Consider the following 22527-nt stretch of genomic DNA (forward strand, 5'->3'; position numbering starts at 1 on the left):
CCCGCGAGACCGGAACACCACCACGAGTCATCCCACACCACCCCTAATCCATCTAGAGTGATGCAACGACCCCCTGACGCCGCCCTACCTCGCGGAGGTGTCTGTGGGGGTCGGGAGGTTCAGGGCCGCGAGCTGGGACTCCAGGTGGAACACCTCGTCCAGGAGCACAAAGCCGTCATCGGGGTTGCCCTCGTCCACGAAGAACCCCGACATGGCCGCCTGCCAGCGTGCGTTGACCTCGGTCGCGGCCATCCCGCGCTGCGCCGCCGCGTAGTCGTCGGTCTCGAGGAACCCGACCAGCAGACCGTCGTCCCGCAGGAACAGGTGGTAGTCGCGCCAGCCCGTGTCCCGCAGGGCCTCCAGCATCTCCGGCCAGACGGCGGCGTGGGCCGCCCGGTACTCCGGGATACGGTCGGCCCGCACCCGGGACGTGAAGCAGACGCGTGCGCCCGCTGACCCGCTCGTCATCTCCGGTCCTCCGGTTCCCCGCCCGCGAACGGGCGACCCGTGTCATGAAACGGTTCATAATGTAGCCCGAAGCAAGGAGGCGCTCCATGACCCAGCCGGCCGCTCACCGACGAGCATCCATCGCCGACGTCGCCCGTGCCGCCGGCGTCTCCGTCGGCACGGTCTCCAACGTGCTCAACCGGCCCGAGCGCGTGCTACCCGGCACCCGCGAGCGGGTCGAGGCCGCCATCGAGGATCTCAGCTTCGTGCGCAACGGGTCCGCCAGGCAGCTCCGGGCCGGCACGATCACGACCATCGGCGCCATCGTCCTGGACATCGCCAACCCGTTCTTCACCGACGTCGCGCGGGGCATCGAGGAGCGCCTGGACCGGGACGACTTCACGCTCATGGTCGCGTCGTCCGACGACGACCCCGACCGGGAGCAGCGCTACCTCCGTCTGTTCGAGGAGCACGGCGTCCAGGGCGTCATGGTCGTGCCGGCGACGAACGACATCGACCACCTGCTCGCCGTCCGCCGCCGCGGCACCGGCGTCGTGCTGCTGGACCGCCCGTCGTCCGACCCGAGCATCTCGTCGGTGGCCGTCGACGACGTCCGCGGCGGTGAGCTCGCCGCCCGCCACCTGCTGGACCAGGGCCACACGCGCATCGCGTTCCTCAACGGCCCGCACACGATCCGGCAGTGCGCCGACCGGCACGAGGGCGTGCTCAAGGCGCTGGTCGCCGCCGGCCTGGACCCGGCGTCCGCGCTGGTCGAGACCACGGTGACCAGCCTGAACGCCGACGGCGGCGAGGCGGCGATCCGCGGCCTGCTGGAATCGGGAGACCGGCCCACCGCCGTCTTCTGCGTCAACGACCTGGTCGCGCTGGGGGTGCTGCGGACGCTCCGCACGGAGAACATCGCCGTACCCGGCGACGTGGCGGTCGTGGGGTACGACGACGTGTCCTTCGCCGCCGAGCTGTCCACCCCCCTGACCTCCGTGCGCCAGCCGACCCACGAGCTCGGCCTCCGTGCCGCCGACCTCCTGCTCAGCGGGACCGACACGGCAGAGCACGTGATGTTCCAGCCGAGGCTGGTGGTGCGTGGGTCGAGCTCGTCCACCCCCCGCTGAGTGCTGGATATGTGCCCCCGATACCGCTGTGGGAGGGCAAATAGCCAGCACTCAACGGAGGTCAGTCGCGGGCTGGGACCGGGATCGTCGACCACGTCGTGTCCGAGGCCAGGTAGAAGCCCGGGTACGACGGCTGGTTGTACGCCGTCTGCTGGCGCGCCACCTCGGCGCGGTACTGCGGGTCCTGCATGAGGGTGTACATCGCGATGTCGGTCGGCTCCGTCGACAGGAACAGCCGCAGCGCGCTCGAGTCGGTGGTCCGCACCAGCACCTCCTCGCGCCAGTCGCCGAGCACGTCGGCCACGAGCGACGGGTTGCCCTTGGTCCCGTTGTTGGTCAGCGTCCCGTCGAGGGTCGCGACCACACCACGCGACCAGTCCCGGATCGTCGGCACCGCGTCGCCCGAGCCCTCGATCACCTGTGTGGTCCCGTCGCCCGCCCAGCGCACCGACTGGTTGGTCCCCATGGTCGACGTCGACACCTGCTCGCCCGTCGCGCTCAGCGTGCCCGACCCGAGGGTGCCGTCCGGCATGGAGGCCCACGCCTCCACACCCGGCACGTCCGGCAGCACGTCGCCGATCATCGCCCGGCCCGTGTCCCGGCCGGAGTACTGCCCGAACAGCACCGCCCCGTCCTCGGCCGAACGCATCGCGGAACCGTACGGCGCCCAGGCGCCCCCCTCGTGCGCGGTCCAGATCTCGAGCCCTGGCCGCGCAGGGTCGATGTCGGTCACGTGCATGGCGTCCCCGTGGCCGAGCCCCGCACTCGCCCCGGGGTTCGCGGACCCCTCGGGCAGCGTGTCCGACGACGAGTACAGCAGCGAGCCGTCGTCGTCGAGCGTCGCGGAGCCGTAGACGATCTCCTGCTTGCCGTCCGCGTCGACGTCGGCCGCCGACAGCGAGTGGAAGCCCTGCGTCGTCAGGCTGCCCCACTCCGGCGAGGTGCCAGGTACCCCGTGCGGGCTGTCGTCGAACGGGTTGCTCATCGGCGTCCAGCCCGAGTCCGCGAGCCAGCGCTTGGTCAGGTGCCGCCCGTCCCAGTCATAGGCGGCGATCGTGGACCGCGTGTAGTAGCCGCGCGCGAAGATCGCGCTGGGCCGGCCCTCGGACAGGTGGGCCACGCCCGCGAGGAACCGGTCCACCCGGTTGCCCGGCTCGATGCGGGACATCGCGTAGTCGCCCCAGAGCAGCCCGTCGTCGGTGCGCCCCGGCTCGTAGTCGACGGTGCCCATCGGCCGGCCGGTGACCCCGTCGAAGACGGTGAGGTACTCCGGGCCGCTCAGCACGAAGCCCTCGAACTGGCGCAGCTGGTTCCGCGCCGAGCGGGCCGGCGCGTAGACGTCGACGAAGTGGTCGGCGGCGGCCCGCGCGTCGGCGTCGGACAGCGGGTACGACCACCTGGCCTCCACGCCCCAGGCCTCCTCCAGCGTGGCGGGCCACTGCCCGCTGGTCACCTCTGACCGCGACGACCAGCCGCGGAACAGGTCGACGAGGTGCTCGTAGTAGTCGTCGGCCGACATCCGGTAGTCGTCGGCGTGGCTGACGCCCGCCGCACGGTCGTCGCGCGGGATCTTGACGTAGCTCCGGCCGGCGGGCTCGCCGTCGTCGTACCTGGTCACACGGGTTCCGGGAGCGGTCTTGACCATCAGCTCGGCACGGCCGTCGCCGTCGTAGTCGTAGACGGGGAACTGCGTGTAGTGCGCGCCCGCACGGATGTTGACGCCGAGGTCCACGCGCCAGAGCTGCGTGCCGTCGAGCTCGTAGGCGTCGAGGTAGGCGTTGCCCGTGTACCCCACCTGGGACACGTCCTTCGAGTTGGACGGGTCCCACTTGACCACGATCTCGTGGTCCCCGTCGCCGTCGAGGTCGGCGACGGACGCGTCGTTCGCGCGGTACGTGTACGCCTCGCCGGCAGGGGTGACGCCGTCGGCAGGCTTGTTCAGCGGGATGTCGAGGTGGCCCTCGCCCCAGACACGTGCGGACGCCGCCCTACCCCGGTCCGGTCCGCCGAGCGGCACCACGCGATACCACGCGTCGGCCGACCCCTCCGCGTCGATATAACTGGTCGAGTCCGTCACCCGGGCGATCCGCCTGCCGTCGCGGTACACGGCGAAGCCTGGGCCCGCCAGACCCGAGTCGGTGTGCCCGGTGACCTCTGCGGCCAGCAACCGCCAGCTCAGGAACACTCCCTCGGTGGTCGCTGCCGCCACCAGCCCGCGGTCGAACCGTTCGGCGCCCGACGCCGGCCGCCCGCCCCGGGCGCTCGGGTCACCGTGGGTGGTGGTCAGGTCGGTCGTCGGGTCGGAGGCCGGCGTGAACGCCGCGGCGGAAGCCGCAGCAGACGCGACGCCGACGCCGCTCAGACCGAGGCAGAACGCTGTCGCCAGGACAACGCCCGCCCGAATTCTCCTCGGGACCATGGTGGAATTCCTCTCTGAATTCTTGATCTCATGGATGTCCGCCTCGACCATGCGATCAGGCCTGCTGTCCCGGCGGACTCCAGGCCTGATTGCATGGTCGAAGCGGACCTTTGGTTGCGATACCAGCTAGCGCCTGTCCAGGCGCCGGGTCTCGACGGCGACCGCCGCCAGGTTCAGCAGACCGCCGGTCACCAGGACGAGCGGCGCCAGCATCCAGACCAGCACGCCGCACATCACGAGGGCCGCGAGCAGCAGCGCCGAGCCGGTCAGGTCGTCACGAGACCGAGCGGCCCCGCGGGACAGCACCTGCCGCCAACCCGCGGCGCCGGGCACCCCCGCGGCGCCGGGCACGGGGCCACCCGCCTCGCCGGTCCCGCCGCCCCGCACACCCGCGGCCCCGCCCGCCTCGCCGTCGGACCACGCCGTCGCGGCCCGGACCAGCACCACGGCGGCGCAGGCCGCCGCCAGCCAGGTGACCCACCGGACGGCCGCGGCCCCCGGGAGCGCGCCCGACGCCGTCAGCCCCGTGTTGACGACCACGACCGCCACGGCGCCGAGCAGCAGCAGGCCCAGCACCCAGAGGTCGCGTACCGCCGCGAGCCAGTCGTGCGCGTAGCTACGGACGGACGTGTCGTACCCGCCGACGTGCCTCCGCAGCAGCGCCGCCCCGGCGGCGAGCGCCGCCGGGATCGTCACCACAGGGATGCTCCCGACCAGCACGAGCACCCCGGTCAGCAGAGTCTCGCCGAGCAGGGCGAACCCCTCGCCGCGGACCCTGCGCCGGCCTGCGCGCGGGGTCTCGGGCTCGTCGGCCGGTTCCTCGGTGCTCACGCCGCTCAGCCCTTGAGGCCCTGCGTCGCGACGCCGTCCACGAGGTAGCGCTGGAACAGCACGAAGAACAGCAGGACGGGCACCAGCGCGAGCACGGCCATGGCCATCTGGGCGCCGTAGTCGGACACCGACGTCTGGTCCACGTACAGCCGCAGGGCGATGGGCAGCGGGTAGGTGTCGGGCTGCTTGAGGTAGAGCAGCGGCCCGAGGAAGTCGTTCCACGACCAGATGAAGGCGAAGATCGAGCTGGTGATCACGGCGGGCCGCATCAGTGGGAGCAGCACGAGCCGGAAGATCCCCCAGTGCCCGCACCCGTCGATGCGCGCGGCCTCGTCGAGCTCACGCGGCAGCCCGCGCAGGAACTGCACCATGAGGAACACGAAGAACGCCTCGGTGGCCAGGAACTTCGGGGCCAGCAGGGGCAGGAACGTGTTCACCAGGCCCATGGAGTTGAACAGGATGTACTGCGGGATGATCACCACGTGGAACGGCAGCAGCATCGTGCCGATCATGACCGCGAAGTACACGCCGCGTCCGGGAAAGCTGATGCGCGCGAACGCGTAGGCGGAGACCGTGGCGGACAGGACGATGCCGACCACCGACCCGACCGCGAGGATCAGCGAGTTGAGCACGAAGGTCCAGAACGAGACCCCGCCGATCCCGCCGAGCGCCGAGGCGTAGTTGTCGAGCGTCCAGGTCTCCGGCCACAGGTTGACGTTGCCGACGATGTCGCCGCTCGGTTTGAACGAGCTCATCACCATCCACACGCCGGGATACAGGATCACGACGGCGACGGCGAGCACCAGCACGTGGAACGCCACGGACCTGGTGCGCTTCTTCCTGGTCGCGACCGACCTGGCGGCCGCGCTGACGGTTGTCGTCGCAGTGGTCATCGCACGTCTCCCGTGTAGTGGACCCAGGCACGCGAGGTGCGGAACAGGACGGCGGTGATGATGCCGACGACGAGCACGAGCACCCAGGCCATGGCCGAGGCGTACCCCATGCGGAACTCCGTGAAGCCCTTGATGTAGAGGTAGAACGTGTAGAACAGCGTCGAGTCGGCGGGTCCGCCGGTGCCGCCGGAGATGATGAAGGCCGAGCTGAAGATCTGGAACGCGCCGATGGTCTCGAGCAGCAGGTTGAAGAACAGCACGGGGGACAGCATCGGGATGGTCACGGAGACGAAGCGCCGGACGGGTCCGGCGCCGTCGACGGCGGCCGCCTCGTGCAGCTCCGCCGGGATCTGCTTGAGTCCGGCCAGGAAGATCACCATCGGGGCGCCGAACTGCCACACCGCCAGCAGGATCATCATCGGCATGGTCATGTTGGGATTGCCCACCCAGCCACCGCCGGGCAGGCCGAAGAACTGCTGGACCTGGTCCGCGACGCCGTCGTCGATGAACATGGCGCGCCACACGATGGCCACGGAGACACTGGCCCCGATGAGCGACGGCGCGTAGAACATCGAGCGGTACGCGCCCTGGCCGCGATGCTTGGCGTTCAGCAGCATCGCCACCGCCAGGGCGGCGGCGAGCTTGATCGGCACGCCCACGAGCACGTAGATGGCGGTGACCTGCGCGGACTTCAGGAAGCGCGGGTCGGCGAACAGTGCGGTGAAGTTCTCGATCCCGATGAACTCCGGCGCCCGGAACAGGTTGTAGTCCGTGAACGCGAGGTACAGCGACATCAGCATCGGGCCGGCCGTCAGCAGCACGAACCCCAGCAGCCACGGGGAGAGGAACGCGTAGCCGGCGCGTGTGTCGGCCCGGCTGCGCGACGGCTTTCCGGGGCCGCCCCGTGCGGGGGCCGACGGCACCGCCGTCCCCCGCACGCTGCCGCTCCCGGCCCCGCGGCCGCGCTCGGTAGTGGTAGCTGACACTGTCACTCGCCGCCGAGGTTCGATTCGGCGCTCTGGAACCACTGGTCGGCGAACTCCTCGGCGGTGATGTTGCCGTACGAGAGCTCCTCGCCGAGCCGCTTGAACTCGACCTCGACCACGCCGTAGCCCTCCACGGGGATCGGGGTGTCGGCGGTGACACGCTCGGCCACGTCGTCCTCGTAGGACACGATCTTGTCGTCCACCGAGCCTTCTTCCACCTCCATCGCGTCCTTCTGGGCCGGCACGGCGGGCACGCCCTTCGACGTGCCGAAGATCTTGCCGACCTCCGGGTCGTTCACGAGGAAGTCGATGAGCTTGGCTGCGGCGTCCGGCTCCTGGGTGGCGGCCGACGACGAGAGCAGCATCGACGGCTTCCAGAACTGCTGCGAGCCGTCCGCGCCCGTCGGTACCGGCAGCAGGCCGACGTTGTCGGTGCCCGCGCTCGCCGCGTACCCGGCCGTCATGTTGTCCCAGGTCAGCTCGGTGGCCGCCTCGTTGACCTGGAGACCCGTGAGGGGCTCCACCTGCTTGGCACGCTCGACGGGGTAGAACACGCCGTCGTCGCGCATCGGCTGGGTACGCTCGACCCAGGCGACGAGGTCCGCCTTCTCGAAGGCCGGCGAGCCGTCCTCGGCGAACGCGGTCTTGCCCTGCTGGAGCAGCCACTGGATGAACAGCCAGAGGGTGCCCGTGTAGTCGGTTCCGCCGTAGACCTGCGGGTCGTGGTCGGCGCCGGCCGCCGAGACCTCACGGATCCACGCGTCGTACTCGTCCCAGGTCAGGCCCGCCTCCGGCGGCTCCATGCCGAGCTGGTCGAGGAGGTCGTCATGATGGATCATGCCGAGCGTGTTCGTGCTGGTCGGGATGCCGTACTGCCCGCCGTTGACAGCGCCCGAGCCGAGCAGGGTCTCGTCGTAGTCGCCCGTCTCCAGGTTGACACCCAGCTGGGTCGACAGGTCGAGGAGCTGGTTGTTCGACGCGTACTGATGGATGTAGGCGAGGTCCATCTGGAACACGTCCGGCAGGGTCTGCCCTGCCGCCTCGGTGCTGCGGGCGGTCCAGTAGTCGTCCCAGGCCTGGAACTGCGTCTGGACGTCGATGTTCGGGTACTTCTCCTCGAACAGCGTGACCGCTTCCTCGTAGCGGGAGGCGCGGTCGTCGTCGCCCCACCAGACGAGGGACAGCTCGATGTCCCGGTCGGTGGCGACGGGGGCCGCGTCGGCCGAGGCGGCTGTGCCTCCGGCCCCGCACGCGGAGAGGGCGAGCGCCGATGCCGCCGCGAGGGCCGTGGCGTGGACGGCGGCCTTCCTGGTGGTGGTGCGTGTGCGAACCACGTGAGCCTCCTTGCTCATACTGCTGTTGGCACGCCGGCTGCATCCTCGACGGCCGACTGAATCGATACAATACTCGCCCGGGAAGCGTTGTCCAGGGCCTGGCGGTGAGGAATCCGTAACGATGTACATCGATAGAGGTCGAGGGCAGGCCGGCCGGGAGCCGGCCGGCCTCCCCTCCGACAGGGCGTGTGCGGCGCTCAGCGCCGGAGCGCGTCCAGGTCCTTCACGGGAGCCCACTCGGGGCCGGTGCCGCGCATGGACTCGTGGAACGGGTCACCGGGCCCGATCTCGCCGGCCCGGACCACCGAGCCGGTGAACGCCGAGCGGTAGATCGCGGCGACCAGCTCGAGCGTGCCGCGCACGTCACGCACGGTGACCGGGGGCGCCTGACCCGCGGCGAACGCCCGGTAGGTCGGCACGAGCTGGGCGAGATGCCCCGACGGGAGTGCCGCCGCGTCCGGCTGCCACAGCCGCGCGACGTCGTCCCGGCCGGCCGCGGGCGTGAACGTCCAGTCGGCGTCGGAGTACCCGTACAGGTGCGAGAGCTCCACGGTCGCGGCCTCGGTGTCGAAGCGCAGGTCGGAGGTCTCCCGCGGGGACAGCAGGGAGTTCGTGACGGTGGCCATCGCCCCGCCGGCGAAGCGGACGATCGCCATCGAGACGTCCTCGGTGTCCACGTGCCGGGCCAGGCGCCCTGCCATCGCCGTCACCTCGGTCCACGGCCCGAGCACCGCCAGCAGCAGGTCGAACTGGTGGATGCCGTGGCCCATCGTCGGCCCGCCCCCCTCCGTGTCCCACCGTCCGCGCCAGGGCACCTCGAAGTACTCCGGGGCGCGGAACCACAGGGTGTCGCAGGTCGCGACGAGCGGACGCCCCAGCGACCCGTCGTCGAGCAGGCGCCGGAGCTGTCGCACGCCGTGCCCGAACCGGTGCTGCACCACCTGGGTGAACGACGCGGTCGACCTCGCCTCCACCTCCGCGATCCGGTCGAGCTCCGCGAGCGACAGCGTGGCGGGCTTCTCCACCACGACGTGCACGCCGGCCTCGAGCGCGGCCACCGCCGCGTCCACGTGGGCACCCGGCGGCGTGCACACGTGCAGCACGTCCGTGTCGCCGAGCACTGCCGCCAGATCGGTCCCGTGCCCGGCGACACCGTGCGTACGGGCGAACTCCTCGGCGCGGGCCGGGTCGATGTCGACGGCGTGCGCCAGGACGGCGTCCACCCCGTGGTCCGACAGCCCGCTGACCGCTGCTGCGTGGGCTCCGGCGATGGCGCCGGTACCCAGGATCGTGACTCTCACTCTTGCTCCGTCCTCGTCGACGTGTGGATCGAATCGTTTCAAGATGCCCGGTTGCTGCACGTCCCGCCCGGCGGCCGACCGGGGCCGGCCTCTCGGCCGGCCCCGGCACCACCTGTGGCGACCTGCTCGTCAGCGCTCCACGGCGCCGATCTCGGCGGCGACCGCGTCCAGGAAGCTCTCCGGCGTGCTCTCCGGCAGGAGGCCCGGCAGCCCGAGCAGCGCGCGGACGTCCTCCTCGTTGCCGGCCAGCCCTTCGACGTCGCCCAGGCCGTCGGAGCCACCCGGCACCTCGAACGCGCTGACCACGGCCGCCAGCTCCTCGGCCCGCGGGTCGTCGACGCCCTCACCGGAGCGCGTCCGGCGTCGGACGAACTCGGCCCACGCCGCGAGCCCGAACGCCACGCCCTGCGGTTCCCGCCCGGCGGCCAGGGCGTCCGCGAGGACGCCGCCCCACCGGAACGGGATCTTCTGCGTGCCGTCCATGGCCACCTGCGCGGTGGTGTGCCCCGTGTGGGGGTTGGCGAACCTGGCGAGGATCTGCTCGCCGTACTGGTGCAGGTCAAGGCCGTCGGGTGGCGTGAGCGTCGGCAGCGCGTCCTCGAACAGGTACTGGCGGGCGCGCTCGGCGATCACCGGGTCGGTCACCGCCTCCGCGATGGTCGTGTGGCCCGCGAGCCAGCCCGAGTACGCGACGAGCGAGTGCGTCCCGTTCAGCAGCCGGAGCTTGGCCTGCTCGAACGGGGCCACGTCCTTGGTCAGGGTGGCACCCGCGGCCTCCCAGGCGGGGCGCGGCCCGGCGAACCGGTCCTCGATGACCCACTGGGCGAACGGTTCGCCCACCACGAGCCCCTCGTCCCGCGCGCCGAGCACCTGGCTCACGTGGTCACGCTGCTCCGGCGTGGTCGCCGGCACGATCCGGTCGACCATGGAGCACGGGAACGTGACCCGCGCGCCGAGGAAGCCGCGCAGCACGTCACCCTCCGCGCCGGGCAGCCCGGCGTCAGCCGCCTGCCGCACGAGGCGCTGCAGGACGCGACCGTTGTCCACCATGTTGTCGCAGGTCAGCACCGTGATGGGTGCTCCGGACGCCGCGCGGGCGGCGAGGCCGCGCACGAGGAGCCCGATCGCCGAGCTCGCCGGGTGGACCGGCGTCTCCCCGCGGGCGTCGGCCTGGAGCGCCGCGAGGTCGCCCGCCACCGCGTCCAGGTCGAGCGACCCGTCGGGCAGGCGGGCGTAGCCCTTCTCGGTGATCGTCAGCGTGACCACGTGGGTCGACGGTGCCGCGAGCACCGCCAGCACCCGCTCGGTCTCCTCGGCGGGGTAGGCGACGTCGACGACCGACCCGATGAGCTCGACGGACGACTCCTGCTCGCCCGCCGTCAGCACCGCGTACACGCCGCCCTGGGGGCGCAGCTGGTCGCGGACCCGGGCGGACCGCTGGGTCACGCCGAGGATCCCCCACGAGCTGTCGCCGGTGGCGATCGCGGCGCGCTCCGTGTAGACGGCCTGGTGGGCCCGGTGGAACGCCCCGATGCCGAGGTGGACGATGCCCACCGCCGTCGGCATCACGGGCGCGTCGATGCCCACGGGGACGGTGTCCCTGTGCAGGCGGTCCTCAGTCATCGCGTGTCTCCTTCACCTGTGCCACGAGCTGCGTCGGGTTCACGAACCGCAGCGCCACCACGAGCATGATCAGCATGGTCGCGGTGTAGATCACCGACATGGCGGAGATGAGCTGTCGCGCCTCACCACCGCCGGCGGACGTCATCCCACGGTAGATCGCCACGACGAGCGTGTCCGATCCAGGGCCGGACACGAGGAACGTGAGCTCGAACAGCCCGACGGTCCGGACCAGGACCAGGATCGCCGCCGCGAGGATGCCCGGCACCAGCAGGGGCGCGAGGACCCGCGTGAAGACCTGCCGGGTACGTGCACCGCACATCCGGGCCGCGGACTCGATGGCTGGGTTGATCTGCTCGATGAACGGCGTCATCGTCAGGATCACGAACGGCACCGACGGGACGAGGTTGACCAGCACCACGGCGGTCAGCGTGCGCCCCAGCCCGAACGAGTACATGACCGTGGCGAGCGGGATGCCGTACGTGATGGGCGGCATCAGCACCGGCAGCAGGAACAGCAGCATCACCGCGCGCTTGCCCGGGAAGTCGCGCCGGGCCAGCACGTAGGCGGCGGGGACGCCCACCAGCACGGAGATGACGACGACGAGCGCCGCCACCCCGACGGTGACGCCGACGACCTCGCCCAGCGAGAAGCGGTCCCACGCCTCGACGTAGCGTTCCGTGGTCAGGCCCTCGGGCAGCCAGGTGTCGAACCACTGGCGGCCGAACGAGTCGACGACCACCGCGATGATGATCCCGAGCAGGAACACCCCGAACGCGGTCATCCCCGCCCACACGAACCACGTGGACGGCCGAGCGGCGATCGGCCGCTCCAGCGTTGATACGGCCATCAGCCCTTCCCTCCTGTGGTCCCTCGGTACAACAGCGAGCGCAGGCCCAGCACTACCGCGACGACGAGCAGCTCGACCACACCCATCATCAGCGCGATGGTGGACGCCATCGCGTAGTCGTTCTGCTCGCCGAACGCGCGGAACGCCATCAGCGACATGACCCGGGTGGAGCCCATGGCGTCACCGACGAGCCGCGCGGACGGGAACACGGAGAACGCGAGCACGAACGTCAGGACGAACGTGGTGGCGAGGCCGGGCGCGAGCAGGGGCAGGATGATGCGCCGGAACCGCTGCCACCAGCCGGCGCCGAGCGTCTTGGCGGCCCGCTCCAGCGACGGGTCGATGCCCGACAGGTAGGACGAGATGAGCAGGAACGCGAACGGGAAACCGGTGATCACCAGGGAGAACATGACACCCAGGTAGTTGTTCACCAGCCGGAGCGGCTCGTCGACCAGGCCGATCTCGAGCAGCACCCGGTTGATCCAGCCCTGCCGCCCCGCGAAGATCAGCAGGCCCTGGGCGGTGAGCACCGTGCCCAGCGTGATGGGTAGCACCAGCAGCGACGTCAGGAGCCGCTTGCCGCGGAACTTGTGCCGCAGCACCATCGCCACCGGGATGGACGCCAGCACGTTGAACAGCGCGGCGGGCAGCGCGAGCCGCATGGTGAGCCAGATGGAGTCGAACACGAACGGGTCGCGGAAGAACGCCACGTAGTTCGCGAAGATCCCACCGCCCCACTGCTCCCGCATGGCGGCGGTCGGCTGCACGGTCAGCCCGATCCCGTACGAGAACGGGTAGACGAACAGCGCGATCGCCAGCACGAGCCCGGGCAGCAGCATCAGCAGGGCCGGGTCGATGCCTCGCTCGGCCAGCCGGTGCCGCAGGCTGGCGGTCGACCGGGCCTGCTGCCGCTCGCCGACGCCGCTCACGGAGCCCCTCCCCGACCACTCCCGGCGGTGGGCGTCATGCCGCCACCTCCGCGGGCACCGGCGCGTCCAGCGACTCGGGGAACACCAGGACCCGCTCGACGGGCGCCGTCAGCCAGACCGAACCGCCGACCTCTGGTGCGGCAGGCGTGCGCGCGTGCAGCATCGTGTCGCCGGTCTGCACCCCGACGGCGTGCTCGCGGCCCTGGTACTCCACCACGGACACGGCACCGGGGATGGCCCCGGCGCCCAGTCCGTCCGGGACGCTGGTCGCGACCGAGAAGTCGTCCGGGCGGATCGCGACCCGCACGCTGTCGCCGGCACTCAGGGCGCCGACAGCGCGCCCGGTGAGCCGGACGGCGCCGTCGGCCGTGCCGGGCAGCTCGACGACCGCCTCGTCAGCGGACGTCGAGACGACCGTGGCAGGCAGGATGTTGCGGTACCCCATGAAGTCCGCGACGTACCAGCTCGTGGGGCTCTCGTAGAGCTCGTCGGGCGTGCCGATCTGCTGCACGCGGCCGTTGCGGAGCACCACCAGGCGGTCGGCCAGGGAGAGCGCCTCCTCCTGGTCGTGCGTCACGTAGATCGTGGTCAGCCCGAGCGACTGGTGCAGGCGCCGGATCTCGGTGCGCATGTCGAGGCGGAGCTTCGCGTCCAGGTTCGACAGGGGCTCGTCCATGAGCACGAGCGACGGTTCGAGCACGACGGCCCGCGCGATGGCGACCCGCTGCTGCTGGCCGCCCGAGAGCTGGCCCGGCAGCTTCTTGGCGTGCTCGTCGAGCTTGACGAGCTTGATCGCCTCGCGCACCCGCGCGTCGATCTGGGCTCGCGGCAGCCCTTGCATCTGCAGGCCGAACGCGACGTTCTTCTCGACGGACAGGTGCGGGAACAAGGCGTAGGACTGGAACACCATCCCGAACCCGCGCCGCTCCGGCGGGAGGGTGTCGATCCGCTTGCCGTCCAGCAGGATCTCGCCGTGCGTGAGCGGGAGCAGGCCGGCCAGGCAGTTCAGGGCCGTCGACTTGCCGCAGCCCGACGGGCCGAGCAGGGCGACGAACTCCCCCGCCTTGATCGTCAGGTCCAGCCCGGCGAGCGCGTCCACGCCGCCGAACCGCCGGCCGACGCCCCGCATCTCCAGGGATTCGAAAGCACTCACCTAGGACTCCTCCTCCACCTTGCCGCCGCCGACCTCGCGGTCCCAGATGTCGAACGCGGTCACCATCGAGTCGGCGTCGAGCGGCACGACAGCGTCCTGCGACTCGATGAGCTCGTCGAACTCGGGGCGGCCGAACTCCTCGAGCACGTCCTGCGACTCCTGCGGCGCGAGGTCGAGCGTCGCGCCCTCGACGGCCGGTCCGGGGTAGAAGTAGCCGGCGTCGTACGCCTTGGCGTTTTGCTCGGGGGTGAGCATGTCCTGGAGGAGCAGCATGATCGCGCTGATCTTGTCGGCGCTCTGGCCCTTCGGGATCGCCGCGTAGTGCGCGTCCGTCACCCAGGTGAAGTCGTCGAACGCCGCCGCCTCCAGCGTGTTCGGGAGCTGGCCCTCGGCGCGCGGCGCGATCTCCCAGCCGGTGGTCGTGGGAATCATGCCCCAGGTGCCGTCGGCCATGTTGGTCACCACCTGGCCGGTACCGGTGGGGTAGGTGTCGACGTACTGGCCGAGCTCCTTGAGGTACGCCCAGGTCTTGTCCCAGCCGTTCTCGGGGTCCATCGGGTCCTTGTCGCCCAGGATGTAGGGCAGGCCCATGAGGAACGTGCGGCCGGGGCCGGAGTTCGCGGGACGGGCGTACCCGAACTTGCCCGGGTTGGCCTCTGCCCACTCGAGCAGCTCCTCCGGGGTCGCGGGCGGCGCGTCGACCACGTCGGGGTTGTACTGGAGCAACGGCCCGGACGGGTAGTAGGTCGTCACCACGCCGTAGCCCTGGGCGAGCTCCTGCATCTTGGCGGCCGGCTCCAGGTAGTTGTCCTGGTTCGAGACGCGGTCACCGTAGTCGTCGACCACCGGCAGCCACAGGTCCTGGCTGATGCCCGCGGCGAGCCCGTCGTTGCCGGTGAACACGACGTCGATGGACAGGTTGCCGCTGTCCACCTGGGGCTTGACGAGGCCCGTGACGTCGGGCGCGCCGCCGGTCTCCCAGGTGACCGACTCGATGACGTCCGGGTTGTTCTCGACGAACTCGTCGACCATGCCCTCGGTGAGCCGCTGGTTGCCCGCGACGTCGAGGATGTTCAGGGTGACCGGCTCCGACGGGGTGTCCGGCACGTCGGCCGGGTCGGTGACGGCGGCGCCCGCGCCACCCCCGCCGTCCTCGGGTGCCGGCGGGGTACAGGCGGTCAGCAGGGTCAGTGCGGCGACGCCGACGAGCGCCGCTGCCTTCTTCGAGGTGCGCATGGTGCCTTCCTCTCTCTCGGGCTCCTTCGCCCAGGTATGGTCACCGAGACGGGCGTCAGTTGACCGTCTCTGTCGGTACGGGTCCTGAGGACCCGCGGATCATGAGCTCCACGGGGAGGAGCTGTGTGCTGGCCGGCGTTCCGCCACGGAGGCGGGCGAGCAGCAGGTCGACGGCGCGCCGGCCCAGCCGGGCGAGCGGCGCGTGGACCGTGGTCAGTGCGGGCGACACGACGGTGGCGAGCTGCACGTCGTCGAACCCGACGACGGACATCTCACCGGGCACGTCGACCCCGCGGTGCCGCAGGCGGTCGAGGATGCCGAGCGCCATGAGGTCGTTGAACGCGGCCACGGCGGTCACGCCGCTCGCCAGCGCGTGGTCGGCGGCCTGGACGCCACCGGCGAAGTACGGCTGGAAGTTGCCCAGCTCCACCAGCTCGACGTCTCGCAGCTCGGCAGCCTTGAAGAGCCCGGCGACACGCCTGCCGCCGGACCACGACGACACCGGCCCCGCCGCGACACCGATGGAACGGTGCCCGAGCGCGAAGAGGTGCCCGAGCACCTGGGCCACGCCGTCGGCGTCGTCCACCGCGATGTACGGGAAGGCTCCGGCGCCCGCGGAGGGTGGGAGCTCGCGGTTGGCCAGGACGGCGGTCACGCCCTCGAGGGCGGCACTCAGCGTGCCCTCGGCCGAGCGGGGGGAGGTGACGATCACGCCGTCGGTCCGCGCGGCGAGCGCGCCGATCAGCTCGGGCTCGGCGTCGGCGTCCTCGTCGGAGTCGGCCACGAACACCTCGTACCCCTCGGCGCGGGCCCTGGCCTGCACGCCCTTGGTCACCGACGCGAAGTACGGGTTCTCCAGGTCGGGCACCACCAGGCCGACGGCGTGCGTGCGCCCCATCCGCAGGCCGCTCGCCGCATGGTTGGGCCGGTAGCCCAGCTCGGCGGCGACGCGCGTCACCCGTTCCCTGGTGTCGGCGGCCACCCGCTCAGGGGCGCTGAGCGCGCGCGAGACGGTGGAGATGGAGACTCCCGCGGCCTTCGCGACGTCGTGCACCGTGACCATGACACCTCACCTCCTCGTGACGCTGTGACGCTGCGGCTCTGCAAACGTTTGCACCCTACCGCATGACCGGCTGCAAACGTTCGCAGCAATTCTGGATCCGTATCTTCGCAGGTCAGCGCCGCAAGCCTGGCTCCGGCGACGAGATATCCAGGCACTTTGCCTCCGGCGATGGCCTACGATTGCCGCGCAAGCGCTGACCCACCCGGCAACGATGCCTCAGGAGGACACCCGTGACCGACACCTGGACGCTGCACCCCGACCGGGCGCTACCCGCCGACCCCGTGACGCGACCGATCGCCCGCGAGATCTACGCGGCGGTGCAGGGCCTCCCGATCGTGTCGATGCACGGCCACGTGGACGTGGCGGCCTTCGCCGACGACGAGCCCTTCCCCGACCCCGCGCAGCTGCTCGTGGTCCCCGACCACTACCTCACGCGCATGCTCGTCTCGCAGGGCGCCAAGCTCCCCGAGCTGGGCGTCGGCCCGGCCGACGGCCCCGGGTTCGAGACGGACCCGCGCGAGATCTTCCGGCGCTTCTGCGCCGGCTGGAAGCACTTTCGCGGCACACCCACCCGGTACTGGGTCGAGCACGAGCTCGTCGAGATCTTCGGCGTGACCGTACGGCCCTCGGCCGAGACCGCCGACGAGGTCTACGACCAGGTCGCCGAGTGCATCGCGGACCCGACCTTCCGCCCGCGCGCCCTCCTGGACCGGTTCGACATCGAGACGATCGGCACCACGGACCCCGCGTGGAGCACGCTCGAGACGCATGCCCGTCTCGCCGCCGACCTGCCGGGCCGGGTGCTGCCGACCTTCCGCCCGGACCCGCTGCTGCACCCCGCCCGCCCCACGTGGCAGGGCGACCTGCAGCGGCTCGCGACGGCGTCGGGCATCGACACCACCACGTACGCGGGCTACCTGGAGGCGCTCCGCGAGCGCCGCGCCGCGTTCGTCGCGGCGGGCGGCCTGGCCACCGACCACGGTCACTTCAGCGCGGACACCACCCCGCTGCCGGACGACGTGGCCCGTGCCCTCTTCGAGAAGGCGCTGCAGGGCGGGCCGGACAGCCCGGGGATCACCGCCGCGGAAGAGGCGGCGTTCTCCGCGCACATGTTGTTCCAGATGGCGGCCATGGCTGTCGAGGACGGCCTCGTGATGCAGTTCCACCCGGGTGTGCTGCGCGACCACGACGCCGCGGTGGCTGCCCGGTTCGGGCCCGACAAGGGGTACGACATCCCCGTGGCGGCGGAGTTCGCGCACGGGCTGCGGCCGGTGCTGGAGGCGTTCGGCAACTCGGAGAACTTCCGGATGATCGCCTTCACGGTGGACGAGGACGTGTACTCGCGGGAGCTCGCGCCGCTCGCGGGCGTGTACCCGGCGCTGCGGCTCGGTGCGCCGTGGTGGTTCCTGGACGCGCCGGACGCGATGCGCCGGTTCCGGGAGTCGGCGACGGAGACGGCCGGTTTCTCGAACATGTCGGGCTTCGTCGACGACACCCGCGCGTTCTGCTCGATCCCGGCGCGGCACGACCTGGCGCGCCGCATCGACGCCGGCTACCTGGCCCGGCTGGTCGCAGAGCACCGGCTCGACCTGGACGAGGCCGTGGACACCGCTGCCGATCTCGCCTATCACCTGCCCAAGCAGGCGTACACGGCTCGCTGACGGCGACCCCGCCGCGCCGCCCCTCAGGCCGGGTGCGGCGCGAGCGGGGCCCCGGGGCCGAACGCCAGGGCCGCGAACCGCTCACCGATCCGCTGGTGCGTGGCGGCGTCCGGGTGGAGCCGGTCGGGCAGGGGCAGCTCGGCTGCGTCGGCGTGGCCGTAGAGCTCGAGGCCGTCGAGATAGTGCAGGTTCGGGTCGGCGGCCGCGCGGTCCAGGACGATGCGGGAGAGCTCCTCACGGATGACGGTGAGGGTGAGCTTGCCGGCAGCGCGCTCGGCGGGGTCTCCGGTCGCACGGAACCGCAGCAGGCCTTCGGCCAGGGCGTCCTCGTCGAAGGCGCCGGGGCCGGGTGTGTCCTCGTGGATGGGGCACAGGATGGGTGAGACCACGAGCAGCGGCGTGTCGGGATGTCCGTCGCGGAGAGTGTCGAGAAAACCATGGACGGCGGACCCGAAGGCGCGCAGCCGCATCAGATCGGCGTTGACGACGTTGATGCCCAGCTTCAGGCTGACCAGGTCGGCAGGGGTGTCGCGCATGGCGCGTGCGGTGAACTGGTCGAGCAGCGCGCTGCCGCCGAACCCGAGGTTGACCAGGTCCACGTCACCCCGGGCCGCCGCGACGGCCGGCCAGATGCCCGTGGGGCGCACGGCGTTGGAGCCCTGGCTGATCGAGCTGCCGTGGTGCAGCCACACCGGACGACCTGCGGGCGAGGGGTGCACCGGCGCGTCCGTGCGCAGCTCGACCAGCTCGACGGTCTCGTTGTGGGGCAGCCAGAGCTCGATGGACTTCTCACCGGCGGGCAGCCCGTCGAACCGGACGCCGTCCACGGCCCCCTGGTCGGTCTCTCGTGCGCCGGTGGCCATGTCGATCGTCACCACGGTGGCCTGGGCGAGGCTGGCCTGCCCGGCCGCGCGGCCGTCGACGACCAGGTCGAACACACCGAGCGCGCGGGCCGGTGCCCCGCGAAAACCGAAGCGGACAGCGTGCGCCCGCAGCTCGACACTCGTGGCGGTGGTCGTGAAGGCCACGCGGACCCCGGACGGCTGCGACTCGGCCATGGCGAGCTGGGGGTCAGCGGCCTGGGCCAGCGCCCGGGCCGGCAGCCGGTGCACCCGCACGCCGATCGGCGTCTGCTCGACCTCTGGTGCGCCCCGCAGCAGGTCGGCGGTGACAGGTGTGGTGATCTGGTGCGCTCCGGCGGTCATGGCAACCAGCGTAGAACGGGCTCACGCGAGCCAGGACGGCTGTCGGCGCGCGAGCGAACGGGTGCATCCTGGTGGTGGAACCGGACCGGGAGTGGACCTGGACCCGCTCGCTGCGGCACAGTTCGAGCACACCCCCACAAATCTGGCCATCAACCGCAAGACGGACGGGACAACGACCTATGACCGGTGATTCTCCGCGCTCGACCCTCGTTCCCCATCCGGCCTGGCTGCCCGACGACGCGTTCGCCGCCCTCGGCCGCCGCCGCGTGGTGGTGGCCGGTGACGGCGCCCTCGCGGGAACCGTCGCCGAGGAGGTAGCCGCCGCGACCGCGCGGTTCGGCGGCGCGTTCTCCCGCCTCGAGGTGGGCGACGGCGTGGCCGACGCCGAGCTCGTGCTGACGCTCGCGCCGGCCGCGGCGACACCGGCAGACACCGGCCCGGGCGGCGCGGATCCGGACGACGCCTGCCTGGCCGACGCCGACGAGAGCTTCCGGTTCACGCGGGAGTCGGGCGCCGTCGTCGTGCAGGCGCGGTGCGACGCCGGGCTGCTGTACGGGTTCTTCCACGTGGTGCGCCTCGGCGAGGCCGCCTTCGAGGGGCCGGACGCCGACGAGACGCACGCGCCCGCCACCGGTCTGCGGATGCTCGACCACTGGGACAACGTGGCCACGCATCCGGTGATGGGCCAGGTGGAACGAGGATATTCGGGCGGCTCCCTCTTTTACGACAACGGTTTCGTCCGGGCGGACCTGTCGCGCGTCGAGCGGTACGCACGGCTGCTGGCGGCCGTCGGGGTCAACCGCGTGGCCATCAACAACGTCAACGTGCACGCGCACGAGGCCCGGCTGCTCACCGACGACCTGGGGGACGTCGTACGGATCGCGGCCGTCTTCCGGCGGTGGGGCATCCGGGTGCACCTGTCGGTGTCGTTCGCGTCCCCGATCACCCTGGGCGGGCTGGACACGTCGGACCCCCTCGACCAGGACGTCGCGCACTGGTGGACCCGGGCGGCGGCGCTGGTGTGGGACGCGATCCCCGACTTCGGCGGGTTCGTCGTCAAGGCCGACTCCGAGGGCCAGCCGGGCCCGTTCGCCTACGGCCGCACCCACGCCGACGGCGCGAACATGCTCGCGGCGGCCGTCGAGCCCTACGAAGGCCTGATCCACTGGCGGGCTTTCGTGTACGACCACCGGCAGGACTGGCGCGACCGGTCCACGGACCGGGCCCGTGCGGCCCACGACCACTTCCAGCCGTTGGACGGCGCGTTCTCCGACAACGTGATCGTGCAGGTCAAGTACGGTCCGATGGACTTCCAGGTGCGCGAGCCGGTCTCCCCCGTCGTCGCGGCCATGCCGCACACCCGCGTCGCCCTGGAGCTGCAGGTCACCCAGGAGTACACGGGCCAGCAGCGGCACGCCGTCTACCTCGGCCCGCAGTGGAGCCAGATCCTGGGGTTCCGCTTCTGGGAGCCCTCCGGCCGCGACGGCGGGTCACCCACCGTCGCGGACCTCGCGACCGGCCGCGGCAAGGCCGCCGAGGACCCCGGCACGGGCACGTGGCGCAAGCCCGCCGGCGGGTTCGCCGCCGTCTCCAACGTGGGTGACGACGAGTTCTGGACCGGGCACCCGTTCGCCCAGGCCAACCTCTACGCGTACGGGCGCCTGTGCTGGGATCCCACGCTCGACCCGGCGGCGGTGCTCGACGAGTGGGTGGGCCTCACGTTCCCGGGGGCGACGGACGCCGTCGGCCACGCCGTGCACGCCGTGCTGGACCGGTCCTGGGAGACGTACGAGCAGTACACCGCTCCCCTCGGTGTCGGCTTCATGGTGCGCCCCGGCCACCACTACGGGCCCGACGTCGACGGCTACGAGTACACCCCCTGGGGCACCTATCACTTCGCGGACCGCGACGGGATCGGCGTGGACCGCACGGCGCGGACCGGCACGGGGTACGCCGGGCAGTACCCCGCGCCGTGGCGCGAGACCTACGAGTCCCTGTCGACCTGCCCCGACGAGCTGCTGCTGTTCTTCCACCATGTGCCGTACACGCACGTGCTGCACAGCGGGAAGACCGTGATCCAGCACATCTACGACACCCACTTCGAAGGCGTCGAGCGGGTCGAGGCGATGATCGAGGCGTGGTCCGCCGTCTCGGCCCTCGTGGACCCGCGCCTCTCCGAGCGGGTCGCGGAGCGGTTCGCCGAGCAGCTCCGCAGCGCGACGGAGTGGCGCGACCAGATCAACACCTACTTCTTCCGCAAGTCGGGCATCCCGGACGCCCACGGCCGCCGCATCTACTAGCGGGGAGCGCCCGCCGCGGTCGGCTCCTGGTGGTCGGCAGAACGTCAGGTGATCGGTAGCCCGGGTTACCGATCACCTGACGTTCTACCGATCACTCGGGAGCCGCCCGCCGCGGGCGGCGGGGGACGTGGCGCGTGTGGGTGTTCGTGCCTCGTCCGAAGGCCAGCACCTTGGCCGGTTCCACGGCGAACACAAGAGCCGGCCCGCCGACGTCGTTGCGGAACACCCCGTCACCCACCTCGAACTGCCACTGGCCGTCCCACTTGGAGCGCCAGGCCACGGCGAGCCGTTCCAGCGACTCCCGGTCCGTGACGCGGCGCACCGCGCCCTCGACCATCACGTCCAGGCCCTCGTCCCAGGTATCACGACCCGTGGTCAGCACGACGTTCGGGTTGGTGGCCAGGTTGACGGCCTTCTGCTCCTCCGGGCCGACCGTGAAGTGCAGCGCTCCGTCGAGCCAGACGGCGACGAGGGGCGTGACGTGCGGGCGGCCGTCGGCGCGCACCGTGGTCACCCAGGAGATCTGTGCGTTCTCGAGCACTTCCTGGGCGGCCTGCCAGCTGGTCGGTTCGGCGCCCGGGTCGCTGAACCGGGCGTCGAGCGTGGTCAGGGGGTCGTCCATGATCGGGCTCCTCGGGGTCGGTCGACACAGGCGCAGGCGGACGCGCGTCCCGGCCCTGCTCACGGCGCAGCTCGCCGTGCCAGGCCCGACGAGGAGCCGCCCGGGAAGTCATCGGTTCCGCACGAACACCGGACGCTCACGGCTGACACTCCGCCTCACCGAAGAAGGCGCCTAGCCTGCCGTCGCCCGCGGCGCGTACATGATGATCGCGACGCCGACGAGGCAGACGAGCGCACCCGCGACGTCCCAGCGGTCCGGGCGAAACCCGTCGACGACCATGCCCCACGCGAGCGAGCCGGCCACGAAGACTCCTCCGTAGGCCGCGAGGATCCGGCCGAAGTGTGCGTCGGGCTGGAGGGTCGCGAAGAACCCGTACAGGCCCAGCGCGATCACCCCGGCACCGATCCACAGCCAGCCCCGGTGCTCGCGGACGCCCTGCCACACGAGCCACGCGCCCCCGATCTCGAACACCGCGGCGGCGACGAACAGGATGATCGAGCGCGACACGTTCAGCAGTCCGTCCATGCCACGACGGTAGCCGCCGGGA

19 protein-coding genes are annotated in these 22527 nt (G+C 71.5%); 3 read left to right on the forward strand and 16 right to left on the reverse strand.

Features of this window, described 5'->3' with window-relative positions; all coding sequences use genetic code 11:
- Positions 1-84: 84 nt before the first annotated feature.
- Complete coding sequence (locus ACYVK7_RS00005) at positions 85-468, reverse strand: L-rhamnose mutarotase (RefSeq protein WP_460885622.1); 384 nt, start codon at positions 466-468, stop codon at positions 85-87.
- 86 nt (positions 469-554) lie between these two features.
- Between ACYVK7_RS00005 and ACYVK7_RS00010 the strand changes: the two genes are divergently transcribed.
- Positions 555-1577 (forward strand): LacI family DNA-binding transcriptional regulator, encoded by a 1023-nt coding sequence (locus ACYVK7_RS00010; RefSeq protein WP_460885623.1) that lies wholly within the window; start codon positions 555-557, stop codon positions 1575-1577.
- Between the two features lie 61 nt (positions 1578-1638).
- Here ACYVK7_RS00010 and ACYVK7_RS00015 read toward each other — a convergent pair whose 3' ends face one another.
- The 12 genes from ACYVK7_RS00015 to ACYVK7_RS00070 all read right to left on the reverse strand — a co-directional run bounded on the left by ACYVK7_RS00015 (position 1639) and on the right by ACYVK7_RS00070 (position 16192).
- Positions 1639-3996 carry a rhamnogalacturonan lyase gene (locus ACYVK7_RS00015; RefSeq protein ID WP_460885624.1) on the reverse strand — a complete coding sequence of 786 codons (2358 nt, stop codon included), beginning with the start codon at positions 3994-3996 and terminating at the stop codon, positions 1639-1641.
- A 126-nt stretch (positions 3997-4122) separates the two neighbouring features.
- A complete protein-coding gene (locus ACYVK7_RS00020; RefSeq protein ID WP_460885625.1) occupies positions 4123-4827 on the reverse strand; it encodes a Poxvirus protein I5 in 705 nt (234 codons plus the stop codon).
- Positions 4828-4832: 5 nt separating this feature from the next.
- Positions 4833-5720: a carbohydrate ABC transporter permease gene (locus ACYVK7_RS00025; protein WP_460885626.1), complete on the reverse strand. Its 888-nt coding sequence runs from the start codon at positions 5718-5720 to the stop codon at positions 4833-4835.
- Complete coding sequence (locus ACYVK7_RS00030; RefSeq protein ID WP_460885960.1) at positions 5717-6658, reverse strand: carbohydrate ABC transporter permease; 942 nt, start codon at positions 6656-6658, stop codon at positions 5717-5719. Before ACYVK7_RS00030 ends, ACYVK7_RS00025 begins: the two co-directional genes overlap by 4 nt.
- A gap of 50 nt (positions 6659-6708) precedes the next feature.
- Positions 6709-8040, reverse strand: coding sequence for an ABC transporter substrate-binding protein (locus ACYVK7_RS00035; RefSeq protein WP_460885627.1), 1332 nt, complete (start codon positions 8038-8040; stop codon positions 6709-6711).
- 197 nt (positions 8041-8237) lie between these two features.
- Entirely contained in the window at positions 8238-9341 is a 1104-nt protein-coding gene (locus ACYVK7_RS00040) for a Gfo/Idh/MocA family protein (RefSeq protein ID WP_460885628.1), read from the reverse strand.
- Positions 9342-9470: 129 nt separating this feature from the next.
- Positions 9471-10964, reverse strand: a complete 1494-nt coding sequence (locus tag ACYVK7_RS00045) for a mannitol dehydrogenase family protein (RefSeq protein ID WP_460885629.1) — start codon at positions 10962-10964, stop codon at positions 9471-9473.
- The gene (locus ACYVK7_RS00050) at positions 10957-11811 is read right to left on the reverse strand and encodes an ABC transporter permease (protein ID WP_460885630.1); all 855 of its coding nucleotides are present in this window, start codon (positions 11809-11811) and stop codon (positions 10957-10959) included. Before ACYVK7_RS00050 ends, ACYVK7_RS00045 begins: the two co-directional genes overlap by 8 nt.
- Positions 11811-12740: an ABC transporter permease gene (locus ACYVK7_RS00055; RefSeq protein WP_460885631.1), complete on the reverse strand. Its 930-nt coding sequence runs from the start codon at positions 12738-12740 to the stop codon at positions 11811-11813. The genes ACYVK7_RS00050 and ACYVK7_RS00055 overlap by 1 nt, the downstream gene beginning before the upstream one ends.
- Positions 12741-12774: 34 nt before the next feature.
- Positions 12775-13893, reverse strand: coding sequence for an ABC transporter ATP-binding protein (locus tag ACYVK7_RS00060; protein WP_460885632.1), 1119 nt, complete (start codon positions 13891-13893; stop codon positions 12775-12777).
- Positions 13894-15129 carry an extracellular solute-binding protein gene (locus ACYVK7_RS00065; RefSeq protein WP_460885633.1) on the reverse strand — a complete coding sequence of 412 codons (1236 nt, stop codon included), beginning with the start codon at positions 15127-15129 and terminating at the stop codon, positions 13894-13896. It abuts the gene before it with no gap.
- Between the two features lie 55 nt (positions 15130-15184).
- Positions 15185-16192, reverse strand: a complete 1008-nt coding sequence (locus ACYVK7_RS00070; RefSeq protein ID WP_460885634.1) for a LacI family DNA-binding transcriptional regulator — start codon at positions 16190-16192, stop codon at positions 15185-15187.
- A 230-nt stretch (positions 16193-16422) separates the two neighbouring features.
- Here ACYVK7_RS00070 and uxaC point away from each other — a divergent pair, with 230 nt between their 5' ends.
- Positions 16423-17853: a glucuronate isomerase gene (gene uxaC, locus ACYVK7_RS00075; RefSeq protein WP_460885635.1), complete on the forward strand. Its 1431-nt coding sequence runs from the start codon at positions 16423-16425 to the stop codon at positions 17851-17853.
- 23 nt (positions 17854-17876) lie between these two features.
- Here the strand turns inward: uxaC and ACYVK7_RS00080 are convergent, their stop codons facing one another.
- Positions 17877-19058 carry a GDSL-type esterase/lipase family protein gene (locus tag ACYVK7_RS00080; RefSeq protein ID WP_460885636.1) on the reverse strand — a complete coding sequence of 394 codons (1182 nt, stop codon included), beginning with the start codon at positions 19056-19058 and terminating at the stop codon, positions 17877-17879.
- A gap of 179 nt (positions 19059-19237) precedes the next feature.
- Here ACYVK7_RS00080 and ACYVK7_RS00085 point away from each other — a divergent pair, with 179 nt between their 5' ends.
- Entirely contained in the window at positions 19238-21358 is a 2121-nt protein-coding gene (locus ACYVK7_RS00085) for an alpha-glucuronidase (protein WP_460885637.1), read from the forward strand.
- 91 nt (positions 21359-21449) lie between these two features.
- Here the strand turns inward: ACYVK7_RS00085 and ACYVK7_RS00090 are convergent, their stop codons facing one another.
- Entirely contained in the window at positions 21450-21980 is a 531-nt protein-coding gene (locus ACYVK7_RS00090) for a pyridoxamine 5'-phosphate oxidase family protein (protein WP_460885638.1), read from the reverse strand.
- Between the two features lie 171 nt (positions 21981-22151).
- Entirely contained in the window at positions 22152-22505 is a 354-nt protein-coding gene (locus ACYVK7_RS00095; protein WP_460885639.1) for a YnfA family protein, read from the reverse strand.
- Positions 22506-22527: the final 22 nt, after the last annotated feature.

Source organism: Promicromonospora xylanilytica, from assembly GCF_054782895.1.

Excerpts from the sequence above, each read along its gene's own strand:
- ACYVK7_RS00005 (WP_460885622.1), bottom strand. The coding sequence starts at position 468 with ATGACGAGCGGGTCAGCGGGCGCACGCGTCTGCTTCACGTCCCGGGTG.
- ACYVK7_RS00010 (WP_460885623.1), top strand. The coding sequence starts at position 555 with ATGACCCAGCCGGCCGCTCACCGACGAGCATCCATCGCCGACGTCGCC.
- ACYVK7_RS00015 (WP_460885624.1), bottom strand. The coding sequence starts at position 3,996 with ATGGTCCCGAGGAGAATTCGGGCGGGCGTTGTCCTGGCGACAGCGTTC.
- ACYVK7_RS00025 (WP_460885626.1), bottom strand. The coding sequence starts at position 5,720 with ATGACCACTGCGACGACAACCGTCAGCGCGGCCGCCAGGTCGGTCGCG.
- ACYVK7_RS00045 (WP_460885629.1), bottom strand. The coding sequence starts at position 10,964 with ATGACTGAGGACCGCCTGCACAGGGACACCGTCCCCGTGGGCATCGAC.
- ACYVK7_RS00050 (WP_460885630.1), bottom strand. The coding sequence starts at position 11,811 with ATGGCCGTATCAACGCTGGAGCGGCCGATCGCCGCTCGGCCGTCCACG.
- ACYVK7_RS00065 (WP_460885633.1), bottom strand. The coding sequence starts at position 15,129 with ATGCGCACCTCGAAGAAGGCAGCGGCGCTCGTCGGCGTCGCCGCACTG.
- ACYVK7_RS00070 (WP_460885634.1), bottom strand. The coding sequence starts at position 16,192 with ATGGTCACGGTGCACGACGTCGCGAAGGCCGCGGGAGTCTCCATCTCC.
- ACYVK7_RS00080 (WP_460885636.1), bottom strand. The coding sequence starts at position 19,058 with ATGACCGCCGGAGCGCACCAGATCACCACACCTGTCACCGCCGACCTG.
- ACYVK7_RS00085 (WP_460885637.1), top strand. The coding sequence starts at position 19,238 with ATGACCGGTGATTCTCCGCGCTCGACCCTCGTTCCCCATCCGGCCTGG.
- ACYVK7_RS00090 (WP_460885638.1), bottom strand. The coding sequence starts at position 21,980 with ATGGACGACCCCCTGACCACGCTCGACGCCCGGTTCAGCGACCCGGGC.
- ACYVK7_RS00095 (WP_460885639.1), bottom strand. The coding sequence starts at position 22,505 with ATGGACGGACTGCTGAACGTGTCGCGCTCGATCATCCTGTTCGTCGCC.